The organism is Microbulbifer variabilis ATCC 700307, assembly GCF_000380565.1.
GTDB classification, from domain to species: Bacteria; Pseudomonadota; Gammaproteobacteria; order Pseudomonadales; family Cellvibrionaceae; genus Microbulbifer; species Microbulbifer variabilis.
Genome location: NZ_AQYJ01000026.1, coordinates 146,567 through 169,858, shown reverse-complemented (window position 1 = coordinate 169,858; position 23,292 = coordinate 146,567). Strand labels below are relative to the sequence as shown.

At 44.9% G+C, this 23,292-nt stretch carries 29 protein-coding genes and 2 tRNA genes; 16 read left to right on the top strand and 15 right to left on the bottom strand.

The features are described from left to right. Nucleotides 1–72 precede the first annotated feature (72 nt). On the top strand, nucleotides 73–591 hold the full coding sequence (locus G367_RS0111500) for a MaoC/PaaZ C-terminal domain-containing protein (protein WP_020413279.1): 519 nt from the start codon (nucleotides 73–75) through the stop codon (nucleotides 589–591). A gap of 170 nt (nucleotides 592–761) precedes the next feature. Here the strand turns inward: G367_RS0111500 and G367_RS0111495 are convergent, their stop codons facing one another. The 6 genes from G367_RS0111495 to G367_RS0111475 form a co-directional block, all read right to left on the bottom strand. Next, nucleotides 762–1,106, bottom strand: a complete 345-nt coding sequence (locus G367_RS0111495) for a hypothetical protein (protein ID WP_020413278.1) — start codon at nucleotides 1,104–1,106, stop codon at nucleotides 762–764. 289 nt (nucleotides 1,107–1,395) lie between these two features. Next, nucleotides 1,396–1,680: a hypothetical protein gene (locus G367_RS26150; protein WP_157533484.1), complete on the bottom strand. Its 285-nt coding sequence runs from the start codon at nucleotides 1,678–1,680 to the stop codon at nucleotides 1,396–1,398. A gap of 453 nt (nucleotides 1,681–2,133) precedes the next feature. Continuing rightward, nucleotides 2,134–3,000: an AraC family transcriptional regulator gene (locus G367_RS0111490; RefSeq protein ID WP_020413277.1), complete on the bottom strand. Its 867-nt coding sequence runs from the start codon at nucleotides 2,998–3,000 to the stop codon at nucleotides 2,134–2,136. Between the two features lie 164 nt (nucleotides 3,001–3,164). Beyond that, nucleotides 3,165–3,707 carry a hypothetical protein gene (locus G367_RS0111485; RefSeq protein ID WP_020413276.1) on the bottom strand — a complete coding sequence of 181 codons (543 nt, stop codon included), beginning with the start codon at nucleotides 3,705–3,707 and terminating at the stop codon, nucleotides 3,165–3,167. Then, the gene (locus tag G367_RS0111480) at nucleotides 3,707–3,982 is read right to left on the bottom strand and encodes a hypothetical protein (RefSeq protein ID WP_020413275.1); all 276 of its coding nucleotides are present in this window, start codon (nucleotides 3,980–3,982) and stop codon (nucleotides 3,707–3,709) included. The genes G367_RS0111485 and G367_RS0111480 overlap by 1 nt, the downstream gene beginning before the upstream one ends. 195 nt (nucleotides 3,983–4,177) lie before the next feature. Continuing rightward, on the bottom strand, nucleotides 4,178–4,711 hold the full coding sequence (locus tag G367_RS0111475) for a mechanosensitive ion channel domain-containing protein (RefSeq protein ID WP_020413274.1): 534 nt from the start codon (nucleotides 4,709–4,711) through the stop codon (nucleotides 4,178–4,180). A gap of 304 nt (nucleotides 4,712–5,015) precedes the next feature. Between G367_RS0111475 and G367_RS0111470 the strand changes: the two genes are divergently transcribed. Then, nucleotides 5,016–5,405: a LexA family protein gene (locus G367_RS0111470; RefSeq protein WP_020413273.1), complete on the top strand. Its 390-nt coding sequence runs from the start codon at nucleotides 5,016–5,018 to the stop codon at nucleotides 5,403–5,405. Then, nucleotides 5,406–6,659 carry a Y-family DNA polymerase gene (locus tag G367_RS0111465; RefSeq protein WP_020413272.1) on the top strand — a complete coding sequence of 418 codons (1,254 nt, stop codon included), beginning with the start codon at nucleotides 5,406–5,408 and terminating at the stop codon, nucleotides 6,657–6,659. Nucleotides 6,660–7,070: 411 nt separating this feature from the next. Here the strand turns inward: G367_RS0111465 and G367_RS0111460 are convergent, their stop codons facing one another. The 6 genes from G367_RS0111460 to G367_RS0111435 form a co-directional block, all read right to left on the bottom strand. Then, a complete protein-coding gene (locus G367_RS0111460; protein WP_020413271.1) occupies nucleotides 7,071–8,225 on the bottom strand; it encodes a patatin-like phospholipase family protein in 1,155 nt (384 codons plus the stop codon). Between the two features lie 339 nt (nucleotides 8,226–8,564). Further along, a complete protein-coding gene (locus G367_RS0111455) occupies nucleotides 8,565–9,557 on the bottom strand; it encodes a right-handed parallel beta-helix repeat-containing protein (protein ID WP_020413270.1) in 993 nt (330 codons plus the stop codon). Nucleotides 9,558–9,704: 147 nt separating this feature from the next. Continuing rightward, complete coding sequence (locus G367_RS0111450) at nucleotides 9,705–10,133, bottom strand: DUF2267 domain-containing protein (RefSeq protein WP_020413269.1); 429 nt, start codon at nucleotides 10,131–10,133, stop codon at nucleotides 9,705–9,707. Nucleotides 10,134–10,238: 105 nt separating this feature from the next. Further along, nucleotides 10,239–11,231: a right-handed parallel beta-helix repeat-containing protein gene (locus G367_RS0111445; protein ID WP_083922720.1), complete on the bottom strand. Its 993-nt coding sequence runs from the start codon at nucleotides 11,229–11,231 to the stop codon at nucleotides 10,239–10,241. Nucleotides 11,232–11,515: 284 nt separating this feature from the next. After that, nucleotides 11,516–11,592, bottom strand: a tRNA-Arg gene (locus tag G367_RS0111440). 207 nt (nucleotides 11,593–11,799) lie between these two features. Continuing rightward, nucleotides 11,800–12,825, bottom strand: coding sequence for a serine-rich family protein (locus G367_RS0111435; protein WP_020413267.1), 1,026 nt, complete (start codon nucleotides 12,823–12,825; stop codon nucleotides 11,800–11,802). Between the two features lie 829 nt (nucleotides 12,826–13,654). On the opposite strand from G367_RS0111435, the gene G367_RS0111430 reads away from it, so the two are divergent. The 10 genes from G367_RS0111430 to G367_RS0111385 all read left to right on the top strand — a co-directional run bounded on the left by G367_RS0111430 (nucleotide 13,655) and on the right by G367_RS0111385 (nucleotide 19,586). Next, nucleotides 13,655–13,999, top strand: a complete 345-nt coding sequence (locus G367_RS0111430; protein ID WP_020413266.1) for a hypothetical protein — start codon at nucleotides 13,655–13,657, stop codon at nucleotides 13,997–13,999. 90 nt (nucleotides 14,000–14,089) lie between these two features. Next, nucleotides 14,090–14,425, top strand: coding sequence for a hypothetical protein (locus G367_RS0111425; RefSeq protein ID WP_020413265.1), 336 nt, complete (start codon nucleotides 14,090–14,092; stop codon nucleotides 14,423–14,425). Nucleotides 14,426–14,626: 201 nt separating this feature from the next. Further along, nucleotides 14,627–15,235: a DUF4145 domain-containing protein gene (locus G367_RS0111420; RefSeq protein ID WP_020413264.1), complete on the top strand. Its 609-nt coding sequence runs from the start codon at nucleotides 14,627–14,629 to the stop codon at nucleotides 15,233–15,235. A gap of 105 nt (nucleotides 15,236–15,340) precedes the next feature. Further along, entirely contained in the window at nucleotides 15,341–15,634 is a 294-nt protein-coding gene (locus G367_RS0111415; protein ID WP_020413263.1) for a hypothetical protein, read from the top strand. Between the two features lie 128 nt (nucleotides 15,635–15,762). Continuing rightward, nucleotides 15,763–16,230 carry a GNAT family N-acetyltransferase gene (locus G367_RS0111410; protein WP_020413262.1) on the top strand — a complete coding sequence of 156 codons (468 nt, stop codon included), beginning with the start codon at nucleotides 15,763–15,765 and terminating at the stop codon, nucleotides 16,228–16,230. 100 nt (nucleotides 16,231–16,330) lie between these two features. Then, entirely contained in the window at nucleotides 16,331–16,834 is a 504-nt protein-coding gene (locus G367_RS0111405) for a hypothetical protein (RefSeq protein WP_020413261.1), read from the top strand. A 74-nt stretch (nucleotides 16,835–16,908) separates the two neighbouring features. Then, on the top strand, nucleotides 16,909–17,325 hold the full coding sequence (locus G367_RS0111400) for a GNAT family N-acetyltransferase (RefSeq protein ID WP_020413260.1): 417 nt from the start codon (nucleotides 16,909–16,911) through the stop codon (nucleotides 17,323–17,325). 125 nt (nucleotides 17,326–17,450) lie between these two features. Next, entirely contained in the window at nucleotides 17,451–18,284 is an 834-nt protein-coding gene (locus tag G367_RS0111395; RefSeq protein WP_020413259.1) for a hypothetical protein, read from the top strand. A gap of 64 nt (nucleotides 18,285–18,348) precedes the next feature. Then, nucleotides 18,349–19,041 carry a hypothetical protein gene (locus tag G367_RS0111390; RefSeq protein WP_020413258.1) on the top strand — a complete coding sequence of 231 codons (693 nt, stop codon included), beginning with the start codon at nucleotides 18,349–18,351 and terminating at the stop codon, nucleotides 19,039–19,041. A 65-nt stretch (nucleotides 19,042–19,106) separates the two neighbouring features. Next, a complete protein-coding gene (locus G367_RS0111385; protein ID WP_020413257.1) occupies nucleotides 19,107–19,586 on the top strand; it encodes a hypothetical protein in 480 nt (159 codons plus the stop codon). A gap of 65 nt (nucleotides 19,587–19,651) precedes the next feature. Here the strand turns inward: G367_RS0111385 and G367_RS23705 are convergent, their stop codons facing one another. Next, entirely contained in the window at nucleotides 19,652–19,993 is a 342-nt protein-coding gene (locus tag G367_RS23705; protein WP_020413256.1) for a helix-turn-helix domain-containing protein, read from the bottom strand. Nucleotides 19,994–20,238: 245 nt separating this feature from the next. Between G367_RS23705 and G367_RS0111375 the strand changes: the two genes are divergently transcribed. From G367_RS0111375 to G367_RS0111365, 3 genes are all read left to right on the top strand, one after another. Continuing rightward, nucleotides 20,239–20,448, top strand: coding sequence for a hypothetical protein (locus tag G367_RS0111375; protein WP_020413255.1), 210 nt, complete (start codon nucleotides 20,239–20,241; stop codon nucleotides 20,446–20,448). A gap of 116 nt (nucleotides 20,449–20,564) precedes the next feature. Continuing rightward, nucleotides 20,565–20,954: a LexA family protein gene (locus G367_RS0111370; protein ID WP_020413254.1), complete on the top strand. Its 390-nt coding sequence runs from the start codon at nucleotides 20,565–20,567 to the stop codon at nucleotides 20,952–20,954. Between the two features lie 12 nt (nucleotides 20,955–20,966). Continuing rightward, a complete protein-coding gene (locus G367_RS0111365; RefSeq protein WP_245556688.1) occupies nucleotides 20,967–22,208 on the top strand; it encodes a Y-family DNA polymerase in 1,242 nt (413 codons plus the stop codon). A gap of 194 nt (nucleotides 22,209–22,402) precedes the next feature. On the opposite strand, the gene G367_RS0111360 is transcribed toward G367_RS0111365, so the two are convergent. Beyond that, nucleotides 22,403–22,479, bottom strand: a tRNA-Arg gene (locus G367_RS0111360). 262 nt (nucleotides 22,480–22,741) lie between these two features. Continuing rightward, the gene (locus G367_RS0111355) at nucleotides 22,742–23,230 is read right to left on the bottom strand and encodes a DUF1993 family protein (protein WP_020413252.1); all 489 of its coding nucleotides are present in this window, start codon (nucleotides 23,228–23,230) and stop codon (nucleotides 22,742–22,744) included. Nucleotides 23,231–23,292: the final 62 nt, after the last annotated feature.

Below are 23,292 nucleotides of genomic sequence, written 5' to 3'. Positions count from 1 at the left end.
CATTTTTTATGAGGTGTGCGTGAAGTAGGAACCTTGGAGATTTTTTAAGGGGAAGAATTACAGGAGAATATCGTGAATTTTAAACCATATAAAGAAATTGAAGAAAACCGATTTCGAGAGGATTTTGGTTTCTATTTTGAAGACTTCGAAGTTGGACTGGTGATAGAGCATCGTCCTGGTAGAACCTTGACACGAACTGACAATGTCTGGATGACACTACTTACTATGAATACTGCTCAGTTGCACTTTGATGCGCACTATGCTGAGCGTACAGAGTGGAAATTGCCACTGGTAGATAGTACTTTAACCTTGGCAATCATAACTGGCATGACTGTTAATACGATTAGTAAAAAGGTTGTGGCCAATTTGGAATGGGATAAAGTAAAGTTGTTAAAACCAGTCTTTGAAGGGGATACTATTTATGCTGAAAGTGAAATTATCTCTAAGCGTGAATCGAAGTCGCGGCCCGCTCAAGGTATAGTTACCGTTGAGACTAGAGGTATCAAGCAGAATGGTGATATATTTATGACGTTCTTAAGAACTGTGCTGGTTTACAGAAGAGGGCATACACCGGATTATGCTATTCTTTAGCAGCCTTTGATTGTAAGGTTGTATAAAATATTGTTACATAAAAAATGTGATTTTACTGCAGTTAGCGCCGGTGAACTGAAGTGCCTACTTAAGGTGGGCCTATATGAGCACCCTGACACTAAATACTTAATTATCTATTTTTGACAGTTTTAAGTTTAGTCATTGAGTGATCAATACCCACGGGAAAAATAGGATAGCAAGTTTGAAATACTGCCTAATATAAGCACAATCTGGCTCCACAGGAGTATCTTGCAGCGAGATCGTGAGTTTCTGAAGGGCTTCCCAATTTGAAAAAAAACAACAACTATAAGCCCCATGATAATTGGCGCTAAGCCTCCCCCTATGCCAGCGGCAATGTTTCCTGTGCGCAAGAATTGGCCGAGAAAGGCTGCGGTAAAGGCGAGTGCTATAGAAAGTAATAGAAATAGAACTAGAGTAGCCCCGGCCTTGTTGGTTTTAGTACCATCAAGAGTATCACTATTTGATATTGATGCTGAGGAAGCATTTTTATTCATAGAATTTTATCCATTTGTTTGTTTCTAATTGGTACGCGCATATTTAATAGGGTTCCTGGAAAAATTTCCTAGTAACAACTCACTTAGGGTATCATGCTTGCAAGTCGTTTCTAATACGTCTTATTACATCGAGCCTATCTTGTTTTATGTAGTCTGATATTGCAGGATGAATCAGCGCGAACTTAGAAGTCTGTTGTTTGCGCAGGGTTTTATTGAGGTTTAATAAATAGAGGTTTGTAAAACGATAATTGAGTGCTAACTATCTAGGGGGAATTTTACCTTGTGGAGGTTAGTAATCGTAATTGTCGTATCCAGATCGATATTTTGAATCAAACTTATCATAATAGAAATCTACCCTGTTGCCTTCACGGCAGATAACGTCGCAGTGGCTCTGATTTTCAACACAGATATTTTGTGGTCTTTCATTATCACGAATGCACTTGCGGTAGATATCTCTACAGGTATGCTGACAGCGACTGACGATCTCACGTTCGTAAAGAGTTTCGCCCCGGGTGACTTGGGGTGCCAGTGTAATAGCGAACCCTGTAAGTAGAATCGGAAGCACTCTCTTCATAACTGTGTTAGCCCCTGCTATGTCCACTCTGGGTGGACTAACACGCTAAAGGTAATGTTTATCTGACCAGGGGACAAAAAACTCTAAGATTATTTTGTGATTAGCACGTATTTTGTATGCCTGTTTCTATGAGTATCCTGGTAAACATATTACATAACGTGATTGTTCTGTTAGGAGACTGGCTATTCACTTATCCCTATGTCGGCTTAGTATCGTTGAAGAGTATCCCTGCCTGCTGTTTAAAACACTATTGAAGGAAATACAGTTTCAGCACTAGCTGCAGCTGTTGCCAGTTGATAGAGGCTGTTTGAGGAAAGATTGGTAATTTTACCTTGGTCACTCTCTGGGGTGAGCGAGCCTCAAAGAGTTTTGCATTTCGCTGGCTGAGTTTCCCTTACTATGGGAAAAAGGTGTAGGCTGAAGTCAGTTTGCGCCTAGTGATTGAGAGTGCGCTTATTCTATTGGCAAGAAGATATCCGTAATCATTTCACTCTCTTTCACCTCTGGAAAGAATTTCACCCTCTCCAGAAAAATCGGGAAGTTTCGCAGTGCGAAACCAGACATTTCCAGCCAGTCTGAATATAGATAGCTTACGGTGATACCTATTGTGTCATCACTGCCGGTATGCCTGATAACCGCACACTTACCAGCGGGAATAGTCTTGCTCTTGATGCCATGGTTATCATTCTTCACTGAATATGGTACTGAACAACAGATATCATACTGGTACTCACCCGGTTCGGTTGCTGCCGGATCATTATAGAGAAGATTGAATGTCCTGCTTGTAGCCGGTGTTAGCCCCTGTGATTTCCTCCACTCAATAAATTTTCTAATGGTTGTGCTAAGTAGATTTGGTGGCCCCTTGTGCTCCAGGGTCGCTACCAAAGTTTCGGGAAAGTCTATGATGGTCACTTGGATTTTGTCCTGGCTTCTCATTATCTGTGTTCTCAATGTCAGAATAGGCTGGTAGTGGGAAAGCCAATGGTCCCAGTTTGGCGACAGCCGGAACTTTGATGGGCTCTGACCAAAGTGCTTTTTGAATGCCCGAGAGAAAGCTTCATGGCTGTCATAGCCATTTTCCAAAGCTATATCCAGAATCCTTCTGTCTGTGCGATAAGCCAGCTGGTAAGCGCTACGCTTAAGCCTTAACAGCCTGACAACGGCCATTAAGGGCATGCCAAAATATGCTGAGCATTGGCGATGAAAGTGATACCTGGATAACTGGGTGAGCCCGCATAGCTGGTCGATATCCAGCTCGGTATCAAGGTTGGCTTCGATATAAGCTAGTACTTGCAGAAATTGTTCCCGATAACTGGCCACACTTGCCTTCCTCCCCTTTGGTAATGGAATACTATAACGACAGGGTTACTAAGGCTTGATCAATCTTGCTGAGTAGAGTTGAGGGTTGGTTTGTCTAACTTGAATGGGGGTAAATGGGAAAGTGGTGGGGGCTTAGCCCCCATTTGAGTACTAGCGGATGCCAGTTAGCAGGGGGTGGATGATCGCTTAAAGGTGTTGACCATCATTTTTGCCTCTTTGAGGCTACTGAGATAACCCTTGAGGGAATTTACTCCGGCTTTAACCCCGAGTGAGCTCAACTTCATAACCAGTGAGAGGGCGAGCTCTGATTTGAGATAGGGCGTGAATGCCAGGAATGCCTTGAAGATAGAACAATGTATTCTGTTTAGCAGGTTCTGTATTTCTTTGTTGCTGGTAGAGATCTTTTCAGCCTTTTTTTCGAAAGCCTTCAGCTCATCCAGGTACTCCACAAATAAACGGAAGTTGAATACAACGGTTCTATGCTCCTTGTACTCCGCAATGATAGTACTCAGGGCATCGTTGATTTTTCTGAGGGCGATATAATCTGTTCTGGAGAGACTCTCATAGGAGTTAGAGAGATACGTAATGGTATCTCTCCGCAACTGACAAAACTCGAACAAGTGCTGGTCGTGTTTTCTCATTTCCCAAAGCCGATATATCTGGATTGAAATGAAGAAAAGAGCAAGGGCTAACAATATGTAGAGCACTACTCAAACTCCTTTTCATTAATTGGCTTTCTCGGTGCCACTTTTCTGGTGGGCGGGGAATAGGAGAAGGCATTATCCATCAGCTTCAGGAACCTGTCTCGATACTCCCTATTATCTGCCGCTAGTCGATCAATTTCAACTTGACGATCTTTCAGTCGCCCGCTGTACATCCAGAAAAGTAAATAATGTGCAAAGATGAAAAATACGACAAACAGACCATTTTTCAGGCCCATTTCTTGGATAAAGTGGAGTATATCTTTGAGGGTATCGGTCATGTAGTCCCTTAAAGCCAATTTTACAGATTCATGCGCATTTTTAACTATTGAGACTATTGAATCAACTTGATACGAACCCCTGTTGCCGATAATGGGGACTCGTGTGCAAATTACTGGGATATGGGAGAGCCGGGGGAGCTACGTCTCGGCCCTCTGTTATTGAGCTGGGTATGGTAAAAAGCGGGGACCTGGGTATTACTGTACTTCTGCCGGGCGTGACTTCGCTGGCTCTTTGTTATCCTCAGCCTTACTCTTTTCGGGATTTTTTATTACGCCTTTCTGGAGCATTAATGTGTTCGGATAGGTGATCAACTCTTCCCCTCTCCTGATTAATACATGGAAGAGCGTGATTTCCTCAATAATCCCGGAAATGTCGTCGTCCTTATCCATTACCTGGATTTTGTCACCCACACGATAAGGAAAACCGAAGAAAATAATCAGGCTGGCGGTGATATTGCTCAGAATTGACCACTGGGCAAAGAGCGCCACGCCAATTACAGCAAATACCGAAGAGAGGAAGATGGAAACCTGGGTATATTCAAATCCCAAAGCACTGATCAGCAGTGCCAAGTGAAATCCCAGTAGCGCAATGCCCACAGTTTTGGAGATGTATTTCAGGCGGTAGGGTTTCACTGCCTTGGCGCCGCCTAACTTTTTGATGGCGGAAGAGCTCAATCTCATGCAGATAAAATAAGAAGCCACAATCAGTGCAGCGACCAATAAATTCATATTTGTGTCTCTCTCTTTGTGCTGGGGCAGGCTTATCGAGGGGTTCCAGTGGGCTATTGATCGAGTAATAAGAGGCCCTGTTATCTGGGTTTTGCCTATGGGGCCGGATCATAGTGCCAGAGTGTCACGCTGCCAAGCGGCTTGAGGGTAACTGGTGGGCTGGCCTTTGGTGTCAGACTCCACCTCTCCTTGACCACCATTGGATGTTAGTGGGCACTTCCCGGCCCTGTGGTCACTTAATTCTCTTGCCGGTGTCACTTTTCAGCCTCTAAACTGTATTTATATACAGTATTGGTGTTCCCTAATGAAACTGACCCCTTTATACAGCCATGGTGTTGCAGCAGGCTTCCCTTCTCCCGCGGATGACCACAGGGAGGATTCACTAAGCCTCGACCAACACCTTATTACCCGGCCCGCTGCCACTTTTATGGCGCGTGCCAATGGGGACTCCATGCAGGGCCTGGGCATCTTTGACCGGGATCTCCTGATAGTAGACCGCTCACTGGAGCCGGCTCAGGGGGATGTTGTGGTAGTTGCCCTGGATGGACAGCTCGCCTGCAAGGTCCTGGACCGCTACCGGGGGCGCCTGCTCTCCGCCAATGATCGCTACCCTCCGATACCTATCAGGGAGGGGCAGGAGCTCGTTTTGGAAGGGGTGGTAAAGGCATCTATTCGCTACCATCGATCTTGCTGAATGCTGGCATTGGTGGATTGCAACAGTTGCTACGCCAGCTGTGAACAGATTTTTCGGCCGGACCTGCGGGGTAGGCCAGTGGTGGTGTTATCAAATAACGATGGCTTTGTGGTAGCGCGTTCCAAAGAGGCCAAATTGCTGGGTATCGGTGATTTGGAACCTTTCTTCAAGATTGAACATTTGCTGCGGCATCATGATGTTGCCATTTTTTCCAGTAACTACCCTCTCTATGGTGATATCTCTCACAGAGTCATGACAACCCTGCGGGACTTTAGCCCAGAGGTGGAGGTGTACAGTATTGATGAGATGTTCCTCAATCTGCAAGGCCTGCGGGAGGACTGGGTCGAGTACGGGCAGGGAATACGTCGAACCCTGTGGCGGGATGTACGCATGCCGGTGGGAGTTGGAATTGCCCCCAGCAAAACCCTGGCCAAGTTGGCGAACAGAGCGGCGAAGAAGATTCCCAAATGCGATGGGGTCTGTGTCTTGGATGGCCCGCAACGTTGGCAATGGCTGCAGAGACGCATACCAGTTGACAAGGTGTGGGGAGTTGGTCGGCGCTTGGCCCAACGGTTAGGGGAATTTGGCATTGTAACTGCCTATGACCTGGGGCAGGCCAACCCCAAAATTTTACGCAGGCGTACCAATATTAATATTGAGCGAACTATCGAGGAGTTGAATGGCTCCCCCTGTTTCAGCCTGGAAGAGCAGCCCGCGCCCAAGAAGCAGATTTATTGCACCCGCTCATTTGGGGAAAAGCTCACCGAGCTGCCGCCCCTGTTACAGGCTATTACACTCTATGCGAGTCGGGCGGCAGAGAAATTGCGTGCGCAGGAATACCTGGTAACAGCGATTCACCTGTTTCTGCATACATCCCCGCATGAGCCCAACTATTACAGCCGCAGCACCGTGGTGCGATGTCCTTACCCTACGGATGACACCCGCTTAATTGCCAGTTTGGCGAAGGGGGCCATAAGGGAACTCTATCGTCCGGGACACCGTTTTATGAAAGCTGGGGTGGGGCTGGTTGAGTTGGTACCCAAGACTTTGGGGCAGGGTGATCTATTCGCCATCGGGCAGCCGGCCCGTGCTGGTATGATGATGCAGACACTGGACCGGGTTAATCAGCGCTTTGGCAGTGGCACTTTGTTTTTAGGTGCTGAGGGTGTGCAAAAGCAGTGGAAGATGCGGCAGGCCTATCGCTCACCGGCCTACACAACGCGTTTCGAAGCTCTGCCGGTAGTTAATATTTAAAGGGCAGGCAGCAGCATTAAGGTCTGTATTTGCGGTATGTATATCGGGTGTTCCATTCATATTGCAGTTCTTGATTGCTGTGGGGGTGGTATTTAGTGGGGCGTTGCAGTGAAAACAGAAGGCGGGTCTGAGGACATTATGGTTTGCCAATTGTTTGGAAGAAATCATGCTGGGCAAGTTAATGCGGTAATAAAGTTTGCACTAACCCTATTGTTGGAAAAGGTCCGAGGGAAAGCTTCCAATTCCATTAGTACAAAATATTAACGCCTTCATGATTAAGGTTGACAGCGAGTAGAAGACAGCAGCAGGTAGAATTAACGCTAAGCTCGTGCCGCTATTTCAATCTTTAGTTTAACCCTGCCTTTAGCGTCTGGAAGAACGATAGCAGAAAGGTATTACGAGACCGGTGCACTAATTTTGCTGTTCCAAATGCTTAATAATTCTCTCTAAAGCCGGGCGATTTTCTTCAATTAGCTGGTCAGCATAGGCTCTCAGGTGCCCTTTGGATCCGGCGTCAAAGATGCCTACAAAAGGTTCTGCAATATCTATATCCAGAAAATCATATTCGATGCGCCCCTTGGATGAGAGAGACTTGGCAATTTCCAGTGTAAAAACCTGCTGGTGATCCATGGACAATTGAATATTAGAGAAGGCATCTCTCAGCCAGCGTAAACGCCCCCAGTTTTTTATTTGGTCATAACTGATTTTCGCCCCCGCAAGAGGTGGATTGCCAGCACCCAGGATCAGTAAATAGTAATTTTTCCCGGGGAATTCGTTAATGATATCCAACAAAATCAGGCTGGTTGGGTTGTTGATAGCCATACCCGCATCGGCGAAAAAACGGTGTTTTGTCTCCCCATCCGGAGCCCTGAAAATTACTGGTGGGAAGGCCGTCTCTGCACTGACAGAAGCTGTAACCAATTGGTAAGTGGTATTGGTTGGTAGGTCGGTAACAGAAGTTCCTCGGTTTTTAAAAAGGTGGATTTTTCCACTGTGTACATCCAGGGCGGGAATAATGACGTAGTTTTTTAAATCAGTAAATGGAAGGTGTTTTGAGTAGTGCTTCGCCAAGGTCTCGTGTAAACGGTCCCCGAGAAAAGAAGGGGAGAAAAGTCCTCCTGCAGTGAGTATCTTATGATACCACGGAGAGGAAAATACATAATCGGTATCCTCCCGATAGACCTTTATCATGTATTCAGTGGCTGACAGGTCTCCGCCACGGTATTCAAGGAGAGATTTAAATGGAACATTAACCCCGGTGGCAATTGCCGCTCCGGTAGAAACCCCGCTAAAAACATCGAATAGCTCACTAACAGGTTTACCAAGGCGGGACTCCAAGTACTGGATTATATAAAGTGGAATGAGGCCGCGAACTCCGCCACCTTCAATAATGAGAATATTGATAGTGTCTTTTTTTTCGATATCTGCCGTGCTTTTTATGAACTCTTCAGTCACGGAGGTTCTTTCAAATATAGCCGTCTGAGTGAATCGGGTATTGTAGATATATGCAATCGTGATATAGAGAGCGACTAAAATTAACAGACTGATGAGTACTTTTTTGGCCATGATTTTTTCATTGCAGCTAAGGATAAAATCTCCAGCCGTGGAGGTTGCAATTCAGAGTCATTTCATCGGGTTCCTGCCAGTGCTTAAATAGTATTCTCGAGTAGTGACGCTAAACAATGATAGATGATAAATATAAGCCAACTGTGCGGTAGCAGTTAAGTATTTTATGTGAAGTGCGGAGGTTATTCTTTACGCTCTAAAAGTGGATAGTGATAATGTAGGTATTGGTAAGAATGGCGCTAAATGGCCGGGGAACGGTAGTTTGTAAGAGGTTAGAGAGAGCAAAGAAAAGGGGAAAGCGGACTTTCCCCACTATAACAAACGAAGAGAACTCAGTCTTTAGCGCAGACACATAGGGTTGGCGGATTCAAACTGATTTCCCAGCCAACGATTACTTCCGGTGCAGTTTGGATCAAACAGATCAATCAGGTCAAATTGCTGATTGCCAGATAAAATGTTGCCAAGAATCTGGTAGTTGGAGCTATTTGGGTCAGTCAGGACGATACCACCATAGTTGGGGGAGGCGTTAGAGCCGTTATTTGTTACGAAGTTCGTGCTAATTTTACCACCATTCCCGCCGCTGATATTAATGCCAATCTCGCCATTACCGGTCACAGTATTTTGGGTAACTGTGGCAAAGTTACCATTGATGATTACTCCGGTTTGACCATTATTTTCAAAGGTATTTTGCGCAACAATGATATGATCTCCGTCCAGCTCTAAACCGTCTTCACTAAACCCCGCCACATAACTAAATGTCAGCGTATTGCGCAGGCCAAGTATTTCAACGCCTTCGTCACCATCGCCTAAGATGGTGCACCCGGAGACTATATTGTCATTTCCCAACACCTCTACACCATCTGAAACAGAGGAACCGGCGACTCCGGTAATGGAAGTGTCAAGCAAAATATTACCGTCGCTAAATAATAGGACTCCATTCCTAATAACATCTGTCATCGTCATATTGCTGATCTGATGGAAGCCATCGCCCATGGCTACGACGCCATTGAGGCAATTATTAAGTGTGCCATTGCTGACTCTTGCAGCGGTACCTTGTAATTCGACAGCTGTAAACTCTGTGGCGGCGGGATCTAGTGTGGAGCAGTTAATTGCGAACCCATTCATATTAAGAATGCCGGCAGGGCCCTGCACGGTAAGTGCAACTGGAGTTGCCTGGCTGAGTTCGCAATTTAGATTACCTGTTAATGTAGTTGGCGAAGTTATAGTGTCGCCACAGCTAACCGCGAATACATGGAGGGAAAATAGCGATCCAGTAATGAGTACCGCGACACTTTTTATGGCGTTTCCTAAGTTGAAGCCATAGCCTTTCATCCGGAACTCCTTTCCATAAGGGCAAGTGATTTAAATATTTAAAGCATAGCCATTAATGATCTATCTGCGTGAGTAACCGTATATTGACCTTTGGTAATGTGTATGAAGTTTGGGTTATTTGGAATGGTTATATTAGCGGAAGGTATTTTATCTATTGTCGATCGACCAAAATGTTTTTGCCTCTGGGGGCAAAGTATCCAGTACTCGATCGAAGACTGTTTCATCAACATGTTTTCTCAATGCCCAGGCAACGTCCTTGATTGCGTTGTCGGTAGAAAAGTTATGATCCGGGCGAAGGTTCCTGACTTCCTGTGTCATAGTTTGTAAATCTTCAAATGGCTTTTGCTTTTCTGTGACATCCCATTGTTCAACAAAAAGGGCTCGCAGGCATGGGGGGAGTGCTTGGGAGAACCTGATGGCATCCATCAGGGAAAGGCGGCGACGGAACACTTGAAAGACACCCTGGGTCATTGTGAAAGTCACATGGGTGCTCCAGAGGTTGGCTTTATTCCGTGCATCGATAAGATACTCATAGAGTTTATCGCGGGAGCGCTGATATTCTGCAGGAACTGGCAAGTTCTTAGGCCCCCAGGGTAGAAATGGTTAGCTTCTTAAGAAGATTATACCGAGCAAAGAAGAGTTGGCCTCTTCGTTCCCCGGTATAATAATGCTTTGCAAGTATTAATTTAGACATCCTGGGTTGGCACTTCCAAACTGATTTCCTTCCCAAATATTGCTTCCTGTGCAATCAGGGTCAAAAGGGTCGGATAAATCAAATTGTTCGTTGTTGAAAACCGTGTTTCCAATAATCTGATTCCCAGCAGCCTCGTCGCCAGTAATGACAATTCCGCCAAATTCCACTGAAAGCTGTGATCCGTTTTCAAGTATGGTGTTGGAAGTGATTCTGCTGCCTAGAGTGTTGCGAATGTCAACACCTATTTCCCCATTAAACCTGATAATGTTTTGCCCCACAGTGGTAAAGTTGCCGTTAATTGTTACTCCACGATCAATATTATTTTGAATAATATTTTGAGTGATGTTGGAGTAATCTCCATTTACTTCTATGCCTTCTTCTTCATATCCAGAGATTTGACAGAAGGTAACGTTAGTATAATCACCCAGAATTTCTATTCCTTCGTCACCATTACCGCCAACTATGCAGTTGGAAATACTATTATTATTCCCTTGCACAGAAATGCCGTCCGCTAAGCCTGAGCCGGCAAGTCCTGTAAGCATTACATTCGAAACCGTATTACGATTGCTGGCCAGGCGTATACCGTCTCGATTAAAGTTGACAATCTCAATACTGGAAATCGAGTGACTTCCTTGCCCTTCAGCAGAAACACCATTCTCACAATTGGAGATCTTACCTCCTGACACACTAGCGTTGATCCCCTTTAGAACTACGCCAAATGTTTCACCGACAAGTGGGGCCTGAATCGAACATAAAATTTCAGCATCCTCTATTGTGAGGCTGCCGAATGGCCCCATTACGGTTAAGGCTACAGGGTTTTCCTCAGTTAACTCACAGTTAAGATCTTGTGTAAGAATGGTTGGCTTTATAATGGTGTCTCCACACTCTACTGCTAGTGTTTGCGAAGAGATGAGAGATACTGAGAGAGTTAAAGAAAGAGCAATGATTGCTCGAGGTAGAATGAGTGTGCTGCTTTTCATGACAAATTCCTTTTGAAATAGTTAGGGTATTCCGGCCATCACTATAAAGGAATTTCAATTAATATATGATTTCCCGAGTTAGACTTTTTTGGAAGAGTTGGTGCTGAAGTTATATCTGGATGGTAGAAGTACTTTTTCTTTGGGGGCTGATTCCCTGAATCAATTAGGGTAGTGGTGGGTATTGATTTACATTGAGAGTAGAAGGGGTGAGGAGGAAGCAGTTCATTTGCTAGGTGGGCAATAAAAAAGGGCCTATATCCTGAAGATATAGACCCTTTGTAAACTGGCGCGCTCGGGAGGATTCGAACCTCCGACCGCCTGGTTCGTAGCCAGGTACTCTATCCAGCTGAGCTACGAGCGCGTCGAGGAGGCGCACAATATAGATAGGCAAAGATAGAGTCAAGCATTTTCTTCATTCTAGATGCATATTTTGACATTTAGTGACCTGGAGGCCTGTTTATGCGGTCTTCATTGGAAACTGTAAGGAGCTTATCTAAGAAGGGTAGGCAGGAAGCCCCCCTGTAGGGCTTCCTGAAGCTCATGCGAGACTTGCCAGGTTGTTTGGTGATTATTGATTGATCGTACCGCTATTGTTTGCTCCCAGCTGGGTCACGTTAGCAAGTTGTGAGACACCATTTTGATTGGCTGTAAGGCTGTTCAGGCTTCCGCTTTGCAGGGAGGTTAAAGTATGGCTCATACCACCCTGATTAGATACAACAGAATTTTCCATACCACTCTGGGTGGTCCATGAGCGAATTAGCGAACCTGCCTGAAAAATATTTTGCGTATTTAGCATACCTTGCTGGTTAATATTTAATTGACTAAAGGAGCTACCGAATTGATTAGCCTGTACTGAATTCTGCTCGCCAATCTGGTCAACAGTAGCAAAATTGTTGCTGCCTCCACCTTGGCCAAGGCTTATCATATTCCCTGTGCCAAATTGTGTGGAGCTGGCAAAGTCAGAAGTGCTTAGACTGTGAGATATTCCACTCTCATTTTGATCCCCGATTTGTAAAATCAGTACGGTACCAAAGGAGCTTTGAATCTGTATCGATACCCCGTTATTGTTGCTGCCGTCCTGGGTCATACTCATAAAGTTATTAGTACTGTCTATTTGGGTGAGCGCTGTATTGTTGGAGTCACCCTGCTGCAAAGAAATGGCTGTATCATTAGATGAATTAATTTGGGTGGCGCTTGTGCCATTATTGGCCCCGAAGAGTGTTTGTGACACCGTAGTTCCGGTGGTATTAATCTGAAAATTTGACAGTATGTTTCCATCGCCACTCTGCAAAATAGTCATATTGGAGGATACGGCATTCTCCTGTTCCAAATTGAGAGAGCTATTTCCGCTGCCTATTTGTGTGTGACTGATAGTGCTATTTAAAGTGGTTCCAAATTGAGTTGCGTCTGAGAAATTATTACTACCATTTTGTATTTGTGAAATGGTGCTGCTGTGAGTACTGAGGTCAGCTTGATCAGCCATGGCCATGTTGCCTGTACCGATCTGTTCAACAATAGACGTATTGTTGTCTGCTAACACATGGGCACTGGCAATAACAAGTGCAAATGCTGTGACTAAAAGCTGTGGATTCATAAGGCGATCCTTTGGGTGTAAGTGGCAACAGTAATTTGACAGGTATCAGCAGGGCGCGTGTTTGGCTAGTAATTTGGGCAGGTGAAGGACTCTGTGTGAGGATAATTTCAGAACTGAGGCTGGGTGTTTCGGGACTTCTCACCAAGCAGGTTGGGCGCCGGCACGAATAGACTGCAAATGGCCGTAATCCACGATTACTCTGTCAATTATCTCACGGGTAATCCCGTTGCAGCCATCCTTATCGCGACATCCTGATGAGGTCAATCGGTGCAGGGAAAGTGTTGTTGATATGGGGCAAGGTTGCCATGGGAGGTAAGTGCCAAATCACTAGGACAAAAGTTTACGTTTTGTGCAGCTTGGGAGAGGGCGTCGGCGAGGGCTCTTAAGGGCAGATAACAAAAAAGCCCGAACCTTTCGGTGCGGGCTTTCGTGTATGGCGCGCTCGGGAGGATTCGAACCTTCGACCGCCTGGCTGTGCATAGTTCTTTTGCGGCTATGGCGATACCGAGTGGGTGATACTGGCTGTGGTGTTCAGTATTGAAATGGGCGTATTGCCGGTGCGAAAGCCCGAATTATAGAGCCATGGCTTACATCTACAGAAATCCCCCCCTAACTTATTGATTTATTTATGGGTAAAATGTGTTCAAGAGCGGGAGGTCGAACCAGCCGACTTGAGCCGATGACTCACTATCTCTGGTTGTTATTTGAACGAAAATTTATAACCTACCGCAAACAAAGGCTTTTCTGTGGAGCTTGGAAGCTCGATTCCAGAAATAGTGGCCAAATGGATAGTGAGCCACTGGCTCTTTAATAAACTGTTAGGCATCCAGTGAAAGATAGCAACGATACAAAACGGTTTCTAAAAGGCGTACTCATTGGCGGCCCTTTAGCCATCGTCACTCTAGGTGCGTTAATTGCAGTTATCGTGACAATTGCAAGCCCACCGATTAATCTACTCAACCTGGCAATGTCTATTGTCACTTTAGTGGCTGCGGGTATGGCAACAACTTGGGCAACAGGATTTTGGGGGCGCTGGGGCATGGTTTTGTTCTTTATTCTTGCGCCTGTGCTTGTAACGTTAGATTTCAGCATAAACCCGTTGTTCCCAACAGGAGTTATTGTTGTAGCCTCTTTATTTTATGGTGCAAAATATGTTCTTCGTAGCAATGCCTAACAAGTTTATCAACGAGCGCCACTGCGTGGCTGGACAGCCAAACAACGCGCTTCGCGCTGGCTGCCCGTTATAAAGGCGTTAACTACCCACATGAGCAAAGCAATTCTCTTCATTATCGTGCCATTAACATTCTTGGCTTACCTGACGGCATTAGGCATGTTTGAGAGTGAAGGTGGCATCGAGAAGTTAAGGAAAAAACAGGGTATTTTATCGCGCATAGTGTTTTACCCTCTGACATATGAAATTCCTGAAGATTGGACGCATGATAATTCGCGCATACTTACAATTCCGGCAGCAATTGTTTTCTTTATTATGTCAAGTGTTGGGTATACTCAAGCCCTATGCACGACTGTTTCATCACGGGTGGTATCAACCATTTTTGCAATCATGTGCGTTGCAAGCATTTATTCGGCTATAGCACTATGAGCCCCTCCACAGTTAACAAGTTGCGCAAGCGGGACGTATTTTTAGCTGCTTTGATTTGTGCTTTAATAGCACAAATCAAAACAACTAAAAAACGCCCCTTCGCAAGGCGTTAAGGTTCTTATGAAATATTGCCCGTACTGCAATAGTGATAAAGGAATTGAGTTTCGGTACTTATCTGTTTATGAAGATGAGTGTTATTCAATGAATCTTAATGATCATTTTATATATGAGCACAAGGGCCATATGTTTGTATCAGAGTGTACTGCATGCGGTCGCCTCATTTTAGCTGATGACTATGGTGGTCAATTACCACCTGAATTATTTGATAAAGCGGAAGTACTTTATCCAAATGCACTGCTGTCAAGTGAGTCTATTCCTCACGAGGTTCGAGTTACTTACGAATGCGCAAAACGTATACAAAACCTAAACTCTGAGGCATTTTCTATGAGCGTAAGAAAATGCATCGAAATTATTTGTAAGCTCCATGGTATAGAAAAAGGCAGTCTTGCTAACAAACTCAAAAAGCTCTGTGAGCAACAATCTTTGCCAAGCCTAATAGCTGAGACAGCTGATAGTATTAGGCTTATTGGCAATCAAGCGGCTCATGATATTGAAAATATCCACCCAATAAATGCGCAACAGATCGACGATTTCTTTAGGATTTTAGTAGAGTACATTTATATTCTGCCCAACAAACTGAAGTGGTTTAAGCACATAAACAACATACCAGAAGGCAAGGAAACTCCACCGATAACAAAAGATGGCCGTTGGACAATGCAAAAAGGGAAATACCGTGGATGGGAACCTTAACAAGCGCAATCACGCGGAACAAATTTACGCTGCGCTTCAATTTGCCCGGTGTTGCTGGCGTTATGCTGCCACGACGTGTGAGAATCGGATTCGGAGATTCATAACTTGAACATATATGAAAAGCTGGATGAGCTTAGGAAAAGTCATTGTCCGGTTCGATATGAATTCGAGGACAGGCCACTCGTACTTGAAATACAGTACTATCTAAATTCGGCCGATCAGTCTCCTGGAGATGCTGAAAGTGGATTTTTCGTATTTGCAGTAAATACAGACGGTTTTGATATGGTGCTCGACATAGAATCAGGCTCAGAAGAAATATTTCAACGAGAATTTGATGATGTAGATAGTATCGGCCTTACATTGAGTGACTTAATGGTAAGCAAGGAAGTCGCTCTTTGAATTCACGCATAACAAATTTAGGCAGCATCGCCCCTCTGGGGCTGGACCTCAGTTACGGTGCTTCGCACCTTCACTTCGGCCGCTGCTAAAGAGCGTTATGCGGCTAGTCGCGAACAAAAGGTTGAGAGATGGAATTACAACTGCTTGCTGAGAATGAACAAGCGCTACCAATTGTTGCGGAATGGTATTTTACTGAATGGGGTTATCTAAGTGAAAGCAATAGCCTGGCTAAAACTCAAGAATCGCTTTCTGACTACCTGAACACTGATAAAATACCACTTCTCGTTTTAGCAGTCGAATCAGGAGAAATCCTGGGTGCTGCACAGTTGAAATACCGTGAAATGACTATTTACCCAGAAAAGGAACATTGGCTCGGTGGTGTGTATGTTTCCAAGTCTCATCGCGGAAAGAAAATCGCAGAAGCAATCATTGCCAGAATCATCTCACTAGCAGAGCAACTTGACGTGTCGAAGCTCTACATTCAAACGGAGCATCTAGACGGCGGTCTATATAGTCGTTTGGGTTGGAATCCAATAGAAAAAGTTATTTATCGCGGCTTAGAAGTCCTTGTGATGGAGAGAGAATTAGCCGCATAACAAGGCAATGAACCGGACATTTTTAAAGCATACTTCCGCTGCGCTGCAGCACGCTTTAGAATGCCGGTTATCGTAGCGTTAGTTTTCAAAGGAAGTTGAGGTGGAATCTCTGAGCACAGTCAAACAAATCATTGATATTTTTTCCGCATTACTTAGCCCTGTAATTGCTATTTCTGTAGGCTTTATTGCATATCAGCAATGGAAGCTAAATGTCGATAAAGAAAAACGTGAAAGCAACTCAAACAAGCTGAAAATCTATATGGTTGTAAAAAGGTTCTTGCGAAGCTTCGATAGCAATCGTGTAGTTGATAAAAAACTATACGAAGAACTTCAAGAATCAATTGCTTTAGCGGACTTTTATTTTGACTGTACTGTTACTGATTGGTTATTCCAGGTTGATTGTGATGCTTCATCTTGGTTAGATTTAACGCAAATTAACTCGCTACCAGATAGTGAAAACTTAAATCCTGAATATGTTCGTAACCAAAAAGAAATTGAAGAGCTAATTGATAGCCTTCAAAATTTCCATTGTGAGTTATTTGAGGTATTTAAAGATAGTATGATGTACTTGAAAACTAACAAGGCAATTAAATCGGACAAATAACAGTTGGCTTTGTTCGTGCCTCACAAATTTTAGCCAACTATTATTTGCCGTTTATTGCGGCGTTAGGAGATTAAATGGAGTTCAAATACTTAAACATCGATGATCCTCTTATTGAGGATATTATCTCTTTATTTGAAAAAGATCGTGTTGGAGGTACTTCTTCGTTAAGTTTGAGAAGGTCGCAAATGGGAGAGAATAGTTCGATTGTACTTGCTTGTGTACAGAATGATCTTGTTATTGGAGCAGTTGAGTTTTCACCCACATATGATGATGTGGTTCGTATTGGAAATATCGTCGTTGAGGAAGATTACCGTAAGCAAGGAATTGCTACTTTACTTCTTGAAAAAGTTGAAGAAAGAATTGCATCTGAGTACAAACCAAAGACAATTAAGACAATACCAATGCCGTACTCATATAAGATTTTCGAGAAATTTGGGTATTTACCTGATAGGGAAAGCGAATATGATTGGTTCAAGCTTGTAAATTCCTAACAAGGTCATGATGTCGTTCCGCTCCTTTGGGGCTCCACCGGACGGCCCACCCTTAACGCGGTCCGCCGTATATCACGGCGTTAGGTTCTAATAGTACTCATTTCATTCAGAGGAATACGATTGCAATGGAAATAGCATACGGAACAATGAGTCCAGATGAATGGCTAAAAGAATCTAAAACTCAATTAATTTCATCAAAATTGCTAAGGGAAGCTGGTACTAGAAAGCTAGAGGAGTTTAGAAAAATCAGATGCGGTGATGAACCAGTAACTACAGGATCACGAGCGAAAGCTTATGAGTACCTTTCTGAAAAGGAGTCAGCCTATAAATGCAGCATTCTCCTTATGGGGTATGCAATTGAACTGGCTCTGAAAGCAGGCATAGTAAAACTATACAAGCAAATACCAATCCATTTAGCCGAAAGCAACTTAAAGAAAGAGTACAGTCATAAATTAGATTTAATGGTTCAAGATCTAGGAATATCACTGGATAAAAGGGAAAATGAACTGATAAAGCTTCTCATTGACTTCATACTTGAGAAAGCTCGGTATCCGATTTCTGCACAAAACAGAGATGATCACCGGAATGAATGGAATATAAATCAAAGGAATCTACAGAGTGATGATTTATACAAGGGGTTTCTTGCTCTTCACGAAAAAATAATTGATTTCACAAAAAGTGCTGATCGTACAAGCAAAAATCCTGCTGCCAGTGGGACAGCAAAATTTGGTGACGATGGTTACTTCACATTTCGATTAGGGGGAAATCTCCCTACAAGAATTGTATTCAAGTACAGCTCTACACAAGTAGAATCGAGCCAAAACACATTGGAAGATTTGCGAGAAATAATATCTGTCAATAGTAACCTCCATCCCTACTTTCATATGCTAATAAACAACTGGTCAGACATTGACTTCTTTGAACACACATGGCGAGACAAGCTCGTAAGACGAACCTAGCAAGTAAATCCAGGTGACGTCTACGGTGCACCTGATTTAAGCGTTATACCTCTGGAAGGAACCAATGAACATCGAAGATAGAGGGCATTATTTGAGGACGTTTGAGAATCAACTATACGATTCTGTCTATCTACTCTATTTCGCATTCGATACTGATCAAGATAAATATCAAGATGATGTAATTCGCCCTTTTATCAGATCATCAGTGATTAATTGCATCCTTCTACTAGAAAGCGCATCAAACTGTTTAATTGATTCGCTGGATTTATCTACCCAGTTTTACAGTGATATTGAAAAGCTCCCAACGCTCTCTAAATTTGAGTACTTCTTGAATAAAATAAAACCTGATATTAAGTTTGATAGAGGCGTACATCAGATACAATTTGTACATGAGTTAAAGATTATTCGAGACCTTTATGTACACCCGAAGGTTAAGAAATCTAAATGGAGTAAAATATCAGAGAATGTTTGGAGTGCTGACCATGGGAATACTAAGCAGCTAAAATTTCCATTCGACCCAAGTAGCTGGCGTCGTGAACATGCCATATTGGCGCTTAAATCTGTCAACGACTTCTTTAATTTGTACTTTCTAGAGTGGTGTGCTTTTTCAAGCAGTACAGTCGTAGATATACTGTTAAGCAGAAAAAAAGTAGACTTTAATAATCCTATAGGTGCAACAATAGACTGCATTGGTGGTCTAGATCGTGCTTTCACCGAATGGGGTATAGATTTTAAATTTATAGGTAAAAAGTTATAGCAAGGCCAAGCAGCAGAACCCGCGCAGGCGCGGGCCTCTGCTGGCGGCGTTAGAAGGTAACCAATGTGAACCACCTATTTCAACAATTACATATGCCTGCTGACTTAACCATTGAGTTCATGGTGACTTTTTCACGGATGGAACATGCCTTAAAGTCAACAGGATATGCAATAGGAAATGAAGATAAGGTCGAACCTGCGTGGGATCGTTTCGCCAATGAAATTGACCAACAATTTAATCAACTGGAAGACAAAGAATTAATTGAAGCAAAGAATTTGCTTTTAAATTCACCACCAAGAAAGCAAGTGCTAAAAGAAGATCAAGTGAAATTTAAAGACCAAACCGTAGATCAACACCAGAGAACTACGCAGCAGATTATTAGGTTTGTTCGCACAGTAAGAAACAATCTCTTTCACGGTGGTAAGTTTCTTCCAGCAGGAGAAGAAGAAGCAGGAAGGAATGAAGTTCTAGTTGGAGCTTCTTTAAAAGTTATTAGAGCTTGTATCGAATTGAATGGAAGGGTTAAGCAAAGCTATGAGCATTAAACCTTCTATCAAACAACTGCAGCGGATCAATTTACGCTGCGCTCCAATTACCGCTGAGCCGGGCGCTATCGCCGACTCTTCCATAGCTGGTAGCTGCTCTCTATAGCCCTGTGGATATGTCGCCGGAATTCTCTCGGTAGCTGCCCATAGAGCCTTGCAACCAATGGTGGAAATGGAATTTGTACAAAGTGGTGCCTTAGTTCCACTCCATATACTTCCGCCAAGGTGATACCCACAGTCTCGCACCATACCGGCAGCAACTCTGCCGGTATTCGCTGAACCCCAGTTTCCATTCTTGAAATCTGCGAAGGCGCAAGCCCCAGCCTCTGGCTCAGCTGTGCCCCAGTCATCCTTTCCCGTTTCCTTGCTTCGCGCAGGCGCTTGCCCAGTGTGCCTGGCTCAAACATCAACTATCTGCCGTACCCTCACGTAATCCCATAAATTGCGATATTAGAAATTTGACAGCATTTTGCATTGCTAGATTAGGAATAATCCAGAATATCTATTTAAGAACTGTGATTTAGCTAGTAGCGTTGGGATGTTTGTCATCAAAGGCCCGAATAAAGTACTGAATGGACTCAACGGTGACAAGCCACTGCAGCTTAGGTCTTGAGTGCAGTGAGGGTTTTGTAGTTCCTACAGGAGGTGGACCATGCCAATGACTGCTCATATTCAACAACTTCATCATGTCACCAATCTATGTGCCGGCCTGGAATGGGTTGCGGATTGTCCGAATCAGCGGGCCCGTAAAGCCTTGTTGCAGCTTATTGGCGAGGAGGTAGGGCAGGTGCTTCAAGGCGTTATCTTTGCCTATGAGCAAAAGATCCCAGGAGGAAGTCCTGCAGTTGAAGAGGCGGCCTAACTGCTTGGTAGAGTCGGTGCCGTGAGTGGTGCCGGCCTCATAGTCACTCATTCCCCTTGTCTGTTGGATGCCTATAGCAATAAACTGTATATATATACAGTATTTGGTGCTCCAGTATGAAGCTTTCCACACTCTTTGGCCACGGCGTTGCCTGTGGTTTCCCTTCACCCGCTGATGACCACAAGGAGGCAGCCCTAAGCCTGGACGAGCATTTGATCACCAAGCCTGCGGCAACCTTTATGGCGCGGGCGAATGGGGATTCTATGATGGGGCTGGGCATCTTCGATAAAGATCTGTTGATAGTCGATCGCTCGCTGACCCCTGCCCATGGCGATGTGGTTGTGGTGGCCCTGGATGGGCAGCTGACCTGCAAAGTGCTGGACCAGCAGAAGGGGCGACTGCTCTCTGCCAATGACGATTACACCCCGATCCCCATCTGGGAGGGGCAGGAATTGATTGTTGAAGGGGTGGTAAAGGCTTCGGTGCGCTACCACCGTCTGCTCTGAATGCTGGTACTCGTGGATTGCAACAGCTGCTATGCCAGTTGTGAACAGATATTTCGGCCCGACCTGCGTGGGCGCCCTGTAGTAGTTCTGTCCAACAACGATGGCTTTGTGGTGGCGCGCTCCAAAGAGGCGAAGCTATTAGGCATCGGCGACCTTGAGCCCTTCTTCAAGGTTGAGCACTTGTTGCGCGTGCATCGGGTGGCGATCTTCTCCAGTAATTATCCGTTGTATGGCGATATCTCCCACCGGGTAATGACAACCCTGCGAGAGTTCAGCCCCAATGTGGAGGTATACAGCATTGATGAAATGTTTATGGACCTTCACGGACTGCAAGAGGAGTGGCTGAATTATGGCCGTAAGATCCGCAGCACACTCTGGCGGGATATCCGTATGCCTGTGGGTGTGGGTATTGCGCCCAGTAAAACACTGGCCAAGTTAGCTAACCGCGCAGCAAAGAAGATTCCTAAATGTGAAGGCGTATGCGCACTTGATACGCCAGGGAAGTGGCAGTGGATGCAGCGCCGTACCGCCGTCAATGATGTCTGGGGCATAGGCCGGCGCCTCACCAAACGCCTGGCCGATTTTGGCATACAAACAGCCTATGACCTGGCGCAGGCCAATCCGAAAATATTGCGCCGTCATATCAATGTGAACATTGAACGAACGATAGAGGAACTGAACGGTATTCCCTGCCTGGGTTTGGAGGAAGAGCCTCCGGCCAAGAAACAGATCTATTGCACGCGCTCCTTTGGCGAAAAGCTCACCGACTTACAGCCGATACTGCAGGCTGCCACTTTGTACGCGAGCAGGGCAGCGGAGAAACTGCGAGCGCAAAAATCGCTCGTAAAGTCGATTCATGTATTTCTGCATACCTCGCCCCATGAGCCCAACTACTACAGTCGCAGCACCGTTGTGCAGACTCCATACCCCACCGATGATACGCGAATAATCGTGCGGCTGGTGGGAAAGGCTATTGCTGGTCTGTACCGGTCAGGGTGCCGATTTATGAAAGCAGGAGTGGGGCTAGTCGAGATTATCCCGCGCACGCTAGGGCAGGGTGATTTATTCACGCCAGGCCAATCGGCAAGGGCTGGGGAGACTATGCAGGCGATGGATCGGATCAATAAAAAATTTGGCCGGGGGACTCTGTTCCTGGGGGCTGAAGGCATCCAGAAGAAATGGAAGATGCGACAGGCGTTTACATCGCCTGCCTATACCACTCGGTGGGGGGATTTGCCGAGAGTGGTGACTTGATTTAACTGAGGTTGTTGTCCCTTATTTTGGGAAGTCATAGATTGACTTGTGGGGGCCGTTAAGGCGTCGGTTGTATGTCGGAAGGGGCTGTCTAAATGTACAGGTTTTGAGTAATTACCCTATTTAATTTGCACCACAATTTGCACCACAACAAAAAAAGGCTTACGCCGTGAGACGTAAGCCTTTGATTTGTATGGCGCGCTCGGGAGGATTCGAACCTCCGACCGCCTGGTTCGTAGCCAGGTACTCTATCCAGCTGAGCTACGAGCGCGTTACGGGTGCGGATAGTATAGAGGGTGTTCGCCGAAGTCAACTACTTTTTTACAGAAAAGTCGTTATAAATCATTGCCTTACCTTCTATAAGCCCGGTATCCGAGGGATGTTGGAGGCTGGGCGGGAGATAGCGGCCACAACTTCAAGGAAATGAGTCTGGCTCAGAAGGGTCGGTCGGATCATGTCAATACCGGTATTTCTGCATAGAGGGTGGATTCAGTGGTGGGGTGTTGTGCTAGGCCGGGAGGCGTGTCCTCAGTTCAGACAAAGCTGAAGCCGGCTGGATAGCTATGGTAACCATCAAAGTCCCCTTTACTGAGTGCAACACCATGGGCGCGTGCGGTCCCATAGACCAGGCTGATATGGAATAGGAGGTTTGGCAGTATGTATTGGTAGATAAACTCAATTTGGGGCAGCTGCACCTCAATAAAACCGGCTTTGTCAGTGATTATCCTGCTGGTATCAAGTTGCGTTACTTTGGGTAAGGTATCCAGGTACTCCAGTGTTCTCTGGATAGTATCTTGAATATCCTCTTTTATAACCCCTTTCTTATCGAATGAAACAACTTTCCGGTCAACCAATGGGCAGTATCCGCGCAAAGCAAAATTGGCTGCAATTTTTGCATTGTCTCCCATGGAAAACATATCCGGGGAAAGCTGCTTGCCGAACAATGATTGTGGAATTTTATTAGTAATTAAAAGTAACTGGGAGAGGTGATGACAAAGAAGGCTTTTAATGGGTGGTTGCATAGAAATCTATCTGTTAATTGGTCCGGAAGTAGTTAACGCTCAGTAAATGCGTAACTGGCACC